Annotated in this window: 11 protein-coding genes; 2 read left to right on the top strand and 9 right to left on the bottom strand. The window is 40.4% G+C overall.

What is annotated here, in order from left to right:
* Positions 1–79 precede the first annotated feature (79 nt).
* On the bottom strand, positions 80–580 hold the full coding sequence (locus tag DI077_RS09470) for a TlpA family protein disulfide reductase (RefSeq protein ID WP_109019893.1): 501 nt from the start codon (positions 578–580) through the stop codon (positions 80–82).
* A 14-nt stretch (positions 581–594) separates the two neighbouring features.
* Here DI077_RS09470 and DI077_RS09475 point away from each other — a divergent pair, with 14 nt between their 5' ends.
* Positions 595–1,008: a hypothetical protein gene (locus DI077_RS09475; protein ID WP_109019894.1), complete on the top strand. Its 414-nt coding sequence runs from the start codon at positions 595–597 to the stop codon at positions 1,006–1,008.
* Here DI077_RS09475 and DI077_RS09480 read toward each other — a convergent pair.
* From DI077_RS09480 to recN, 8 genes are all read right to left on the bottom strand, one after another.
* Positions 990–2,120, bottom strand: a complete 1,131-nt coding sequence (locus tag DI077_RS09480; RefSeq protein ID WP_109019895.1) for a glycosyltransferase family 4 protein — start codon at positions 2,118–2,120, stop codon at positions 990–992. The two genes, DI077_RS09475 and DI077_RS09480, sit on opposite strands and share 19 nt — an antisense overlap.
* Positions 2,114–3,037, bottom strand: a complete 924-nt coding sequence (locus tag DI077_RS09485; protein ID WP_242935147.1) for a 3'(2'),5'-bisphosphate nucleotidase CysQ family protein — start codon at positions 3,035–3,037, stop codon at positions 2,114–2,116. The genes DI077_RS09480 and DI077_RS09485 overlap by 7 nt, the downstream gene beginning before the upstream one ends.
* The gene (locus DI077_RS09490) at positions 3,009–3,449 is read right to left on the bottom strand and encodes an LIC11625 family surface-exposed protein (RefSeq protein WP_109019897.1); all 441 of its coding nucleotides are present in this window, start codon (positions 3,447–3,449) and stop codon (positions 3,009–3,011) included. Before DI077_RS09490 ends, DI077_RS09485 begins: the two co-directional genes overlap by 29 nt.
* Positions 3,450–3,497: 48 nt before the next feature.
* Positions 3,498–5,687, bottom strand: coding sequence for an ATP-dependent helicase (locus DI077_RS09495; protein ID WP_423241741.1), 2,190 nt, complete (start codon positions 5,685–5,687; stop codon positions 3,498–3,500).
* Positions 5,687–8,563 carry a BamA/OMP85 family outer membrane protein gene (locus tag DI077_RS09500; RefSeq protein ID WP_109019899.1) on the bottom strand — a complete coding sequence of 959 codons (2,877 nt, stop codon included), beginning with the start codon at positions 8,561–8,563 and terminating at the stop codon, positions 5,687–5,689. The genes DI077_RS09495 and DI077_RS09500 overlap by 1 nt, the downstream gene beginning before the upstream one ends.
* A gap of 4 nt (positions 8,564–8,567) precedes the next feature.
* Entirely contained in the window at positions 8,568–8,999 is a 432-nt protein-coding gene (locus DI077_RS09505; RefSeq protein WP_109019900.1) for an ExbD/TolR family protein, read from the bottom strand.
* 6 nt (positions 9,000–9,005) lie between these two features.
* Positions 9,006–9,626 (bottom strand): MotA/TolQ/ExbB proton channel family protein, encoded by a 621-nt coding sequence (locus DI077_RS09510; protein ID WP_109019901.1) that lies wholly within the window; start codon positions 9,624–9,626, stop codon positions 9,006–9,008.
* Positions 9,627–9,701: 75 nt separating this feature from the next.
* Positions 9,702–11,411, bottom strand: coding sequence for a DNA repair protein RecN (recN, locus tag DI077_RS09515; RefSeq protein WP_109019902.1), 1,710 nt, complete (start codon positions 11,409–11,411; stop codon positions 9,702–9,704).
* Between the two features lie 131 nt (positions 11,412–11,542).
* Between recN and DI077_RS09520 the strand changes: the two genes are divergently transcribed.
* Positions 11,543–13,267, top strand: coding sequence for a patatin-like phospholipase family protein (locus DI077_RS09520; protein WP_109019903.1), 1,725 nt, complete (start codon positions 11,543–11,545; stop codon positions 13,265–13,267).
* The last annotated feature ends 37 nt before the right edge of the window (positions 13,268–13,304 follow it).

A 13,304-nucleotide genomic window follows, 5' to 3' on the forward strand; every position in this document is an offset into this window, starting at 1 on the left:
TTAGCCAATCAAATACTTAATCAAAAACTAATTCCCGCCAAACAAAGATATTTAGCAGTGCACAACACTGCATCACAATTCAATCATTCCAAAGACGAGATCGAATGAGTAGTCCGGCAAGGTCTTCCGCTTGTAATCCATACTGTCGATAGACAATGGATCCGTCCTTCCCAAAAACAAGCAAACAAGGCATCCCCTCTACTTTATAATTTTCCACTAACTTCCAACCCCCATCCAAAACAGTCGGGTAATCCATTTTCCAATCTTTCCTGTGTTTTTCTATGACTTCCTTGGAAAGATCCGTGTCAGTGTTCACCCCATAAAAAACAAAATCGCTTCCCTCTTTCGATTTTTTCCAAGCATTCACAACCGGAACCGCCTTGGTACAAGGTTCACACCAAGTCGCCCAAAAATCCAAGACAACTACCTTTCCTTTGAAGTTTTGGAAGTTTACCTTTTCTTCGGTTGTAGTTGATAACTCCAAGTCCATTAAGCTTTTTGTAGGATCTTGTGTATTTTTGCAAAAAGTGAGAGAGCTAAAAACTATCGGAAATAATATGGAAATTGAGAAATATCTCATAGGATCAGCTTTTTTTGAATTTTCGACCTTACAACTATTTCTCGTCTCTTCCCGAGTGGAAAAACTATAACACTGGCAACTGGCAGGGCAAAGGGATTTCCATGATCCTGCAAGACAAAGAACCGTATGAAAAAAACATACAAACGCTAGTTATTTGGAAGGAAAAAAAGAACTTATATTCCGTTACTTTCTTTCGTGAAGGGATAAAAACAAAAGCTGATTGGACGGAAGAGGATATTATCGAAATCTTTGCTGACAAGATTCGAATCTCTGATCATTCCAAAGAATGGTCTTTTCAAATTCAGGCGATGACGGAAGATAAATTCCACCTACACGTCGAATCATTGATTCAGAAAAATCTGATTTTATATTCTGGAATTGTGGAAAGAAAAAAGAATTTGTTTCAGCGTTATTTTAATGTTTTTTGAAACGCTTTTTCGGTAATATTTGCCGTATTTTCCCAAGTAAAAGAAGAAATATCGGAAGTCGGCAGAATGGGATTTTTATAAAATTTCAAAATCTCGTTCGCCCATTCCTTCGCATCCGCATCGGTTTTATAAGGCAAATAAGTAACCCCGGTTCCACCAATCTCTCTAAACGTAGGAATATCAGAAACCATACAGTATTTTTTCTGATATATCGCTTCCAACATGGGAATCCCAAAACCTTCGTAATGCGAAGCAAATAAAAAGAGACCCGCATTTTTATAAATATGTTGCAAATCAACATCGGCAATCGAATCCAAAATATGTAAATCACCGAATAACGATTGTTCCTGTCTCAATTCTTCGATAAATTCCTGGCTTTCCCAACCGATCTTACCGACGATCACCCAATTCTGATGTTCTTTAGGATTCAGCCTTCTATATTCCCGAAATACCTTCAATAAGAAAGGATAGTTTTTTCTAGGTTCGATTGTTGATACCGAGAGTATGTAATTTTCTCCCAAATCGGTCACTCTTCTGGAAGGAGTACCGAGAAGTGCCTGGTCGATTTCCTTTTGATTCACTCCCGGATAAGATACCCCTGTTTTTTCGGGATCATATCCAAAAAAGGAACACATATCTTCGCTCGTTTGTTTGGAGATGGAAAGAATATGGGAGGCTCTGTTTACGGAATATCTTTGAAACATTCTTTGTTGAATCCGGGCCAAAGGTCTCATTGTTTCAGGATAAAGATAAAGAACCAGATCGCAGTAAGTTAAAACCGCTTTCAATTTGCGTGGTAAAAAAGGAGGAAGAATCTGCTGGGAACCCCAAAACAAATCCAATTTAAAAAATCGAAAAAGAATAGGAAGAAACAGATTATAATAAATCCCTCCTTTCCATTTGAAAATCCCCCCTCGCGAAACGAAGGTTATATTGGGCAAGGATAAAACAGAGTCGTGATCCTTGTGGATCGGAAGATGGGAAAATAGATAAAAATGATATTTTTCAGGATTTGGAAATGCTTTGATGGTTTCCGCAATGAGCCTGCCCACTCCCGAAATTCGGGTGGAGAGCGGTCTTGCATCCATTCCTACCTTAATCACTTCTACCATTTGTCCCTTACTTTTGAAGTCAAAGACTCAACAGGAATTTTATCCAAAAGATAATCAACCGCATTTTTGGTTCCTGCTACCAGCCCGTACGAACGAGTGTCTTTATTATTAAAAGAATAGGATTCTTCGTTTTTTAAAGGAAAAAACCGAAAGGCTCGAGAAGAGAGGAGTGAAATTCCACCGCAAATATCCCATTCATTTTTCGGTTTCAAAGAAACAATCAAATCACCTACTCCTGCGGATAACAAACCCAATTTGTATGCGATGCTTCCCAAAGGAATCACTTCAAAATTTTCCTTCCAAGTGTCCTCAGAAAAAAGTCCTTCTTTCATCTCGGAAAGAGACACGAATAACTTTGGTTTGGTGCTTGATGCAAAAAAATTCCCTTCTTCCCGCGCAGGCTTGGATAATTCGGATTCGATCAATTGTATGTTTTTAGAAGATAAAAAAGGGGCCGAAAGTTTTACAGAAAAACTGGCTTCATCTTTGGAAAAGAATTCTCCTGTTGCCGGATTAAAAATAACCCCCCAATAAGGTTCTCCGTTTTTCGCCAAACCTAAGCTCAACGCAAATTGACCGTTTTTCTTTACGAATTCGCGGGTTCCATCGATCGGATCAAGAATCCAGACCCACTCTTTATCCAACCTTTCCGAATCGTCCTTTCTCTCTTCCGACAAAAACCCGTGATCGGGAAAATTTTTGGAAATTTGTTCGTAAAGTATATCATTCGCAAGTAGATCAGCCTCGGTAACCGGATCGTTTCCTCCCTTGTCTTTTACAAGAAAATCGGTCTGATAAATAGAGAGAATTTTATCCCCGGCATAAAGTACCCATTTCCAAACTTCCTCGAATTCTTTTTTGTCCATCAGCAATAGATTCGAGTCTCCCTTATTTCGGAGGAGTAACGACTTTTTCATCCGAATGAGCCGCATTCAAATCAGCGCCATTCGGTTTTTCCAAAACCTTTTCCTCGAACGGGGAAATATAATAAGATTCGGGATCAGCGCTATAAGAGTAGGAAATAACGAAATTTTTATACTTCACATAAAGATTGTTAGTTCCTTCAGGTCTTTCTGTTTTTACATCTTGAAATTTTAAATCTTTTAACTCTTTTTTAGGCTCTCTCACTTTGCGGGCAAGAGTCACTCTTAAAGAATTGATCACATTGGTTTCAAAAATCTTTTTTTTCTCTTCCGGTGTGAGCTTTTGGTTGCGAAGATAATCTTCCAGCCTGGTGAACTCTTCCGCAAGGCCGCCTGTCTCTGCTGCTTGAGCAAAAAGAATCTGGCCGAAAAACAGCGTAAAAATAAGTAAAAAAAGAACTTTCATACAACCTCCGAAGAAATGAGAACCGAATCAAGATCCGAAGGATCTTTGTTATAATATAATCTCCAAGGGAGTGTATGCCAATAAGAATTTTTTCTCTACATGGCTTCCGAATACCACTTCCACTTTCTGATTGTCCCCTGATCCGGAGACCGACTTGATTTTACCCTCTCCGTACACTTTGTGACGGACTTTCATTCCCACTTTGTATGTGCCTGAATTTTTTTGGGAATGAATGGATTCGTTTTTTTCCTCTTTCTGGCTCGTCCGGGAAGCCTGCGGGGAATGGCTTGGTTTCCTTACACCATAGCTGGATTCGAACCAATCCCCGCTCAAATGTTCAGAGGGGATTTCTTCCAGAAATCGAGAAGGAATTCTAGCTTCCACTTCACCGAATTTGCGGGTATAACGGGAAAGGCTGATTTCCAAATGCTCACGTGCTCTGGTAATCGCCACATAACAAAGCCTTCTTTCTTCTTCCACACCCTCTTTCGTATCACTCGCTAAAAAATGCGGGAATGTACCTTCTTCCATCCCTGCCAGGTAAACATGTTTGAATTCCAAACCCTTGGCGTTATGCACTGTCATAAGGATTACATAATCGGCAAGATCCTTTGTATTATCTTCACTTGTGATGAGTGAGATGTTTCCCAGATATTCTTCCAGACTCGGATTTTCCGAGTTCTCCTCGTATTCCTTGAGAGCGTTTACAAATTCGTTTAAGTTTTCCAATCGGGAAAATGCTTCTTCGGTATCTTCATTTTCCAAATACTCCCTATAACCGGATCGTTCGATCAATTCATAAGCGATGTCGGACGCAGGTTCCTGTTTCTCATGATCGCTCATCAAATCTTCAAACAAAGTGGATAGGTCCTTTAATTTTTGTGCAGTTCCTTTTTTAATCTCCGGAATTTTCTTCGATAAACACTCGTAAAGCGAAATTCCTTCCTGGACGGAATAAGAAATCAATCTTTCCACCGTAGTTTCACCGATTCCTCTGGGAGGGGAATTGATAATCCTAAGGAGTGATGTGGAATCCAAAGGGTTGATGATAATGGATAAATATGCGATCAAATCTTTGACTTCTTTTCTGTCGAAAAAACGGAATCCACCGAATATTTTATAAGGAATCGCGTTTTTTCTGAAAGTCTCTTCAAAGTAGCGGGACTGACTGTTGGTCCTGTAAAAAATCGCATGTTCCGCATAACGAGAAGTAGGCTTCTTGTATCTTTTGATTTTTTGTAAAATTCCGTTGGCTTCTTCCGTTTCATTCTGATACAGAGTAACTTTGATTTTTTCACCCGCAGGATTGTTTGTTCTCAAAGTTTTTTTCGTTCTGATCGTGTTATTGGCGATCACACTCGCTGCCGCATTGATGATCGTTTTCGTGGATCTGTAATTTTCTTCCAACTTAACGACAAGTGCTTCCGGATAATCCTTACTGAAGTTCAAAATGTTCGTAATATCCGCTCCGCGCCAGGAATAAATGGACTGGTCATCATCACCTACTACGCATAAGTTTTTCGTTTTGGAAGCAAGCAACTGCACCAGATGGTATTGGATTTTGTTCGTATCCTGGTATTCATCCACCATAATATACTGCCAATAATTCTGGTATCTTTCCAAAACCATCGGATAATCCCGAAATAAAATGACTGTGAGTAAAATCAAATCTCCGAAATCGACCGCATTTCGTTTCAGTTTTTCCTTTTCGTATTCCAAAAAAACATCCGAAATGGTACGGGCATATCCGTCATCCTGGTTCTTCCTGGAATACTCTTCCGCTGTAAGGAAAGCATCCTTTGCATGAGAGAAAGCATTGCTGAGATGGGAAGGTTTGAACTCTTTTGTATCCAAATCTCTTTTCTTTAAAATCTCTTTGATCAGAGATTCCTGCATATCGCTATCGTATACGGTGAAATTGGATCCAAGTCCGACGGACTTTCCTTCTCTTCTCAAAATATAAAGACAGAGCGAGTGAAAGGTTCGTATAAAAGGTTCGGAATCTCCTTTTTTAATTTCCAGAAGAGACTGGCAACGTTCCCTCATTTCTTGCGCGGCTTTATTTGTAAATGTAACCGCTAATATACGGTTGGGAAAAACGGAGTGTTCCTTAACTAATTTGGCAATCCGGTAAGTTATGACTCTTGTTTTACCGGATCCGGCTCCCGCCAAAATCAAAACAGGACCTTCTACCGTCTGAACTGCTAACGCTTGTTCTTCGTTTAGGTCAGCATCCACTAAAAACGTAAATCTCCAATTCCGAATACAAATTGAAACGTATTAGAGTCGGGATACGTGGAGAAAGGATGTTCCCCCGAACCGGTATAACGTATTTTTTGAGCGAAATACAAACGTAAAGGCAATACGGGAATTTGAATCCTTAACCCGAATCCCCAGGAGTATTTGAAATTCTGTAATGACATATTTTTACTGGATAGAACCAATCTCCCCGGATCATTGAGATCTAACGGAGATTCGGCGAGCGGTTGTCCGTACTGATTGAAATGTTCGTAAAAATAAGTTTCATAAGGTTGAGTATAACGTTGGTTCAAAACCGTCTGGTCATATGCTTTGAAATAGTCCTTTCTTTCACCGACTGCTTTATTGACCTCTTCATACATGGCACCGGCATCCCAGAAAACTACGAACCATAATAAGGAAGGTTCGATCGGGAAACGTAGTTCCGATGTAAATAGTACCCTACTCGCCGCACCGTTTTTCCATTCATCCGGATAATATTTATCATCGAAAAACCATCCTCTTAAGGATTCGTAACCACCTAAATAAAGACGATCCTGCACTTGGATATAAGGAACTTTTTCTTTGTCCTGGCTTTTACGGAAAGGTGCTCTCTCGTATGTGAAAACGGAGGAAGTTCTGAATTGTTGAACCACTCTCCAACGTCTGAGAGCATTCTTTCTGATAAGTCCGAAAAAAGTATAATCAAACCAAGTTTGATAATACTCCATAATTGGACTGTATTGGTCAAAATGGCTTTCACCGCCCAAAACCTGACCGACGTTATCCAAGGAAAAAACCAAGTTAAACCCTTGAGTCGCATTGAAAACATTGTCTCGGCTATCATAAGCAATTCCGTTTGTTAGTTGGGAGCGAAATTGCCAGCCCCGATCTACCTCCGCCAATACCTGATCCGATACGAGCGAAGTAGGCCTTGTAGATGCGAAAAAGGAAGGAGAGTAACGATGAAAATGCGTCCAGTTGATCAAAAAACGATGTCCTATCCCCGCACTTACCCCAACCCCTGCTCTTTCATAGGAAGCGGTTTCCTTGATTCCCTGGTTGTTGTTTTCAGTGATGGAAGTCGCACCCACATAGAGTGTTCTTGCGGAATAAAAAGCGGAAAGAGTCAATGACCATGGTTTATCGTATAACCAAGGTTCCGTCCAAGACAATTGAAAGTATCTTCTGATCGGTCCGAATTCGATCCTTCCCTGAATCTGTTGCCCTGTTCCGTTAAGATTGTTTTCACCCAATTGGGTAAAAATGGAAAATCCCGTAATGGTTCCGTAACCACCACCCATGGAAACGGTTCCGGTAGGTTGTTCCACAAGTTCGATGATCAAATTCATCTTGGTCTCATCGGAACCGGGACGCATATTGAAGTTTACTTCTTTAAAATAACCCAGGTTAAAGATTCTTTCCCTGGACCTGTTCACGAGCATGGAATTGAAAAGATCACCTGGTTTGAAAAGAAGTTCTCTTCGAATCACCCGATCCAATGTCTTCTTATTTCCTTTGATGATGATATTTTCAACGAATGCAAGATTGTTTTCACGGATAGTAAAATCCACATGGATGAATTTTTTACCCCGAAGACCTTTATTTGCATCATAAAGAGATCTTAATTTTGCGATGTTTAATCTGGAATATTCCTCTTCACATTCCTTTATGGCATCGGGATTCGTTCTTTTGGAACAGTTTTCATACCGACTCAGGGAATCTTCCGATAGCTCTACAATTCGACGTCTGGGAATGACTTGAGCGAACAGATAACCTTTTTGCGAATAATTTTCGTTAATCGTCCCTCTGTCTTTTTGAAATTTGGATTCGTCGAAAACTTCTCCTATATCATTGTCTCCGAATTCATACAGACTTTTTATGTGTTTGATTTCATAGACCGGTTTCCATTCTTCCGAAGGAGTTCCTACAGGATTATTTTCTTTGTTGAGGTATAAGGGCATCCCGTTGGGAGCAAGAGTCATATCGTGAGCGGTTGAATATCCGTTGAAAAAATACTGATCTCCTTCCGTCAATTTGAAGTTTACGATCACAACCCGCTTGTCTTTCTTTTTGGGATTTTCCCATTTGATTTCCCAATTGGTTCCGTCGTTACTTAGTTCCGCATCCACATAACCTTTGGATTTTAAAAAACCGATAATCTTTTGTTTGTCGGACTCGAATGCGGATTCTTTAAATACTCCCGATTCAATAATACCGGATTCCTTTAGATCGAGGATTCCCTGCAATTCATAAGTATCCACTTCCGAATTTCCGAATATATTGATTTTGGAAACAGGGATTTCTTCCCCTTCATCAATAATGAATTTGGCGCGAACCGTATTCGTTTCTTCGTCGATGGGATCGGTTTCAAACCGAACATAGGCAAGAAAAAAGCCTTCATCCCTATATTTTTTAAGAATTACTTCTTTGGATAGGGCGACTTTTTTGGGAGTGATTACTTCATTTTCCTTCAGAGGAATTTTTTCCCTTAGGTCGGAAGGAAAAACCTCATCCGCACCGATAAAATCAATGTCTTTGACCCTCGGTCTCTCCTGAACTACGACTAGAACCTTAACTCCGTCGGTTCCGTCCAACTCTCCCTGAATATCGATTTGGAAAAAGTATCCGGATTGAAATAAAGAGCGGATATCCGCATTGATCATTTCCGTAGTCAGAAGAACATCAACCCGCATCTCCATCATCTCCAGGATATCGCTTGAAGACGTGTTTCTATTTCCCTGAAATTCTATCTTTGTGATTTTTTTATTAACAAAAGAGGTTCGGTTGGAGTAGAGAGCATGCCACTGCACCGAAAATATAAGTCCGATGCTAAATATGACTGCAGAAAAGGAATATAATTTCTTCGATTTCAAAAATCTATTTTGAAGTACCTTTTACCATTGCTAAGTTAAATCGGCTAACACCCGCTGCATTCACAGCATCTATTACTTTTACAACAATTTGGTAAGAAGCACCGCCATCTCCGCGGATTATTACTTTATTCTTTTTTGGGTCTCTTTCTTTTTCCGGCCCTAAAAATCCGTTGATCTTCTCAGTTAAAGAATCCAGTGCAACTGCTTCCGTATTTTGATCCAAAAACACTTTGCCCTGTTTATCGACAGTGATGATCAATTCATCTTTTACTTTTTCCTTGGCTACACTGGAAGATCTGGGAAGTTCCACTTTCAAAGCGGTATTCTTTTCCAGAGTAGCATTCATAAGAAAATAGATAACAATAAAAGAAATAACGTCAATGAGTGGCGCAAGTTCGATATTGCTGAATGATTGTTGCTTCTTGCGAAACTTCATAATAACTTATTTTTGCTTGGTTACGTAGGGAAGCACAAGATCCGTTGCATTTTCCAATTCGATAATCCGCTCTTCTTTCGAACGGGAAAAATAATTGTAAAACACGTAAGCGGGAATCGCGACTCCGAGTCCCATAGCAGTCGTTACTAAGGCCTCCGAAATCCCTACTTCCGCTCCCTTGGTTCCTGCACCTTCTGCGAAAGACCGAACAATTCCGATCACGGTTCCAAGTACACCCAAAAGAGGAGCAATGGTAGCGATCGTTCCGAGACTGGTAAGGTATTTTTCCATAAGACTGATTTGGCGAAAGCCTTCTTGCCTTACATCATCCTCCAGATACTCCACATTTCTGCGCTTCAAATCGAAGGCTAATTGTAATACTACGGAAGCGGGAGCAATCGTCTTTTGAGAAAGAAGATCTTTTGCCTCGTCCCATTTTTTTTCACGAACGAGTTCTCTGATTTTTTTCAAATCATCCTGAGGGATGGGTTTCAACTTCCAGAAAAAAACAAGTCGTTCAATGATAATGGTAAAACCAACAATAGATACGAAGATAATTACAATCGGTATCGTTTCAGGTGGAACGGAAGAAATAATTGAATCTGATTTAGCGAAAGGAAAGAACATTAAATGACCCCAATTCAGGATTACAGAATAAGGATTTCTTTCTTCCCTTTTTCGCCAAATACTATTTTAATCCAATTAAACCGCCTTCTTCTGTAATAAATCTGTTGCGGCTTTGAGAACTCCTTGAGTGACTTGTTTTCCTCCGATCATCCGAGCCAGCTCCAATTTGCGTTCCCCAAAATTTAAAATTTTTGCCTGGCTGAAAGTGCGTCCATTTTCAGCATATTTCGCAAGCAAGAAGTGAGAATCCGCAGACGCAGCGATCTGTTGTGTGTGGGTGATCAGCAGAATCTGTGAATTGCGTGACAATCGTTTCAGTTTTGTGGCCAAAGCATTCGCAGCTTCTCCTCCCAAACCGGTATCCACCTCATCAAGAATCAAAATCGGAGGAGAGGGACAGAATTTCCCAAGGACACTCCTGAGTCCAAGCATCACCCTGGACAATTCTCCCCCGGACACTACTTTACGGAGAGGTCTTGGTTTTTCTCCCAAATTGGCGCTAAAATAGAATTCCACTTGGTCAAGACCCGATTCTGATAGGAAATAAGACTTAGTTCCGTCTTCCACTTCCCCGTCCGGATTTTCTTCCCATCGTAAAACAACCTGCAGACGGGCTCCCTCCATTCCCAGATCCTGTAATTCTTTCTGAACTTCCTCTTCGAAAGAATTCAAAATATTGCGTCTGGATCTGGACAATTGGAATACAAGTTCTTTCAGTTCGGCAAGGGACTGATCGTGTTTTTGGACTAAAAAATCCCGATCGTCTTCTTCCAAGGACCATTTTTCCAATTCCGCCTTTTTCTCTTGCAGCTGGAGTAGAATATCCGCAACCGAAGAGGAATACTTTTTTTTAAGTTTGGTCAATTCCTGTAGTCTTGTCTGAACCATATCCAAACGATCCGGGCTGAAAAATAATTCTTCTTCATCTTCTCTGAGAGTGGACTTAAGCGCTTTCAAACGATCGTATACATCTTCCCATTCTTCCCGAATGGGCATTTTTTCAGGAACAAGCTGAGTGATCTTTTCTATGGAATGCAGAAGAGAAGGAAAAACCTTGAGAATCGAATTTTCCTTATCGGACAACTCTTCTAAAATATAACGGTAGTTTTCCGATAACTTTTCCCCGTTCGCGAGAAATCTTTCTTCTTGGGCGAGAGACTCATCTTCACCTTCTTTGGGAGAAATGGATTCGATTTCTCCGATTTCGTAATTTAGAATTTCCCTTCTTTTTTTGGAATGTAAAACCGATTCTTCGAAGCTGGTCAATTTCTCCTTCCAATGACGGAAGTTTTGCAAGGAAAGTTTTACTTTTGCCTTTAAAGATTCCAAACGACCGAAACGATCCAAAAACTCCAATTGGTGGGATTTTTCCAAAAGGAAAAGCTGTTCATTCTGGCTGTGAATTTCCGCAATCGTCTTTCCCAGTTCCCGCAAATGAGTCGTAGAAGCGAGAGAGTCTCCTATTTTGACTCTTGCCTTTCCGTCTTTTAACAACTCTTTGGTGAGTATAATTTCTTCTCCTTCCCATTGAAATCCCTGTTCCGTGAGATATGTTTTTGCCTCGGGGTGATCCTTTAACGAAACAATCGCTTGGAGGGAGTATTTCTCTTTTCCGGTTCGAATATTGGAAGTGGAACACCTCCCTCCGAGGAGTGATGTTACCGCATCAAAAACGAGAGACTTGCCTGAACCTGACTCTCCTGTGAAAATAGAAAGCCCTGTCTGAAAGTCCAAATCCAGGGATTCAATCAAGGCGAAGTCGCGAATTTTTAAATGTGTAATCATACCAAACTCCTATTTGCTATACACATGATAACTACTTAACGGATAATTAGTCAACAAAAAACTTTGAAATCGGTGAAAAACAAAATTTCTTTTCGATTAGATCCTGGAATCTGGCAGAAGAGTTGGCTTAAATGAAAGATATCGAAGGCAAAATCCACTTGGTTTCCGGGCTTCCCCTGTTCCGAAGTTTGCAAAAAAAGGAACTTCAATGGGTCGCAGAAAGTGTACAGATCGTAGAATCCAAAAGAGATGAATTACTCTATAAAAAAGGGGAAAACAACCAAAGTCTCTATTTGATTCTTTCCGGGTCCGTCCGGATTTATATCCCTGCGAAGGGAGAGATCAAGGAAGAGGAATTGCAGGTTCTCAAAAAGGGAGAATACTTCGGAATCCACTCTCTCTTAACAGGGGAGGATCATTCCCATCATGCCAAAACATTGTCCGAGTCCAGATTTCTGGTATTATCCCAAAACAACTTTCAGGAACTGATCCGCAAAATCCCTTTCCTTTCCACAACATTTTCCAAAATGCTAACAAAGACTTTGCGAAACGAACTTTTGGGCAGCAAGGAATACTTTCGTAACTCAGTGGTTTGCTTTATCCATTCATCCCCTTTTGCAATGAATTTTTATTCCACCAAATTGGCGGAAGCCATCGAAGAAGAGTCGGGAAAAAAAACAGTCATACTCCGTTTCAACCAACAAACGGTCAGCGATATGATAAAATCGGATGCACTGAAACAATATAGATTCAAAGACCCCGATAAAATCAAAGAAACATTGGGAAGACATTACCCAACTCATTCCTTTATATTTTTGGAAATCTTTCCGGAAGATCCTCCCGAACTCATACGAACCCTTTTGGAAGAATCGGATAATATAGTCAATCTGGTAGGAAAAAACAAACCTACGGAAGAAAATCCTTTCGATCCTTTGAAAGAATGTATTTCCGAAGAATCCAAGTCCAATGAAGTGCTTTATCACGAAACCGCAATCGAATCCATCATTGACGAAGGAAAATTGGAGATTCATATCCGTAGAAAGGCGCGCGAATTTTCGGGAGTCCAAGTGGGGATTGCACTCGGAGGAGGAGCCGCTTTAGGTCTTGCTCAAGTGGGAATTATGAAAGTCTTTGAAGAGGAAGGACTTGCCTTGGATATCATTTCCGGAACCAGTATAGGTGCCGTTATAGGGGCTTTTTGGGCCAGCGGACTCGGTTACAAAGGAATTTTACCTTTGTTAAACGAAATCGACTCTATTTTCAAAATGTTGAAATTGGTGGATTTTTCCTTTCCGGGACAAGGTCTTCTGCATGGAAAGAACGTAAGAAGTTTATTGGAAAAGTATCTGGGAGAACTTTATTTCGAAGACCTTCCGATCAAACTCAGACTTGTTTCCTGCGACATCACAAACAGAAAGGAAATCGTACTTTCCGAAGGAAGAGTACTCGATGCAGTGATGGCCAGTATTTCCATCCCGGGAGTATTTGTTCCCCAGCCTCAGGAAAACGGAAAAATCTATGTGGACGGAGGGATTGTAAATCCCCTTCCTGTTTCTCCATTGAAGTTGGAAGGAGTGGAAAAGATCATTGCCGTCAATTCGATGCCTTCGTCCAGAGATACGATGAAAACAAACAAATTATTGAATTTGAATGTGCTTGATATCATTGTAAATAGTTTGTATTCTCTCCAGTATCGAATCGGCAAATATTCCGCACAAGATGCGGATGTTTACCTCAATCCGATTCTTGAAAATTCGAATTGGTTTGAGTTTTGGAGAAACAAAGAATTCATTCAATTGGGGGAACAAGTAGCCCGGGATTCTCTTTCGGACATTAAAAAACTATACCAGAAGTAAATATACGATTTTTGTTGAATTCTTTATACTGGAAATG

This window comes from Leptospira kobayashii (assembly GCF_003114835.2).
Classification (GTDB): domain Bacteria; phylum Spirochaetota; class Leptospiria; order Leptospirales; family Leptospiraceae; genus Leptospira_A; species Leptospira_A kobayashii.

What these genes read in the sequence shown, in the direction of transcription:
- DI077_RS09470 (WP_109019893.1), bottom strand. Translation starts at nt 580, where the DNA reads ATGAGATATTTCTCAATTTCCATATTATTTCCGATAGTTTTTAGCTCT.
- DI077_RS09480 (WP_109019895.1), bottom strand. Translation starts at nt 2,120, where the DNA reads ATGGTAGAAGTGATTAAGGTAGGAATGGATGCAAGACCGCTCTCCACC.
- DI077_RS09485 (WP_242935147.1), bottom strand. Translation starts at nt 3,037, where the DNA reads ATGAAAAAGTCGTTACTCCTCCGAAATAAGGGAGACTCGAATCTATTG.
- DI077_RS09490 (WP_109019897.1), bottom strand. Translation starts at nt 3,449, where the DNA reads ATGAAAGTTCTTTTTTTACTTATTTTTACGCTGTTTTTCGGCCAGATT.
- DI077_RS09505 (WP_109019900.1), bottom strand. Translation starts at nt 8,999, where the DNA reads ATGAAGTTTCGCAAGAAGCAACAATCATTCAGCAATATCGAACTTGCG.
- DI077_RS09510 (WP_109019901.1), bottom strand. Translation starts at nt 9,626, where the DNA reads ATGTTCTTTCCTTTCGCTAAATCAGATTCAATTATTTCTTCCGTTCCA.
- recN (WP_109019902.1), bottom strand. Translation starts at nt 11,411, where the DNA reads ATGATTACACATTTAAAAATTCGCGACTTCGCCTTGATTGAATCCCTG.
- DI077_RS09520 (WP_109019903.1), top strand. Translation starts at nt 11,543, where the DNA reads ATGAAAGATATCGAAGGCAAAATCCACTTGGTTTCCGGGCTTCCCCTG.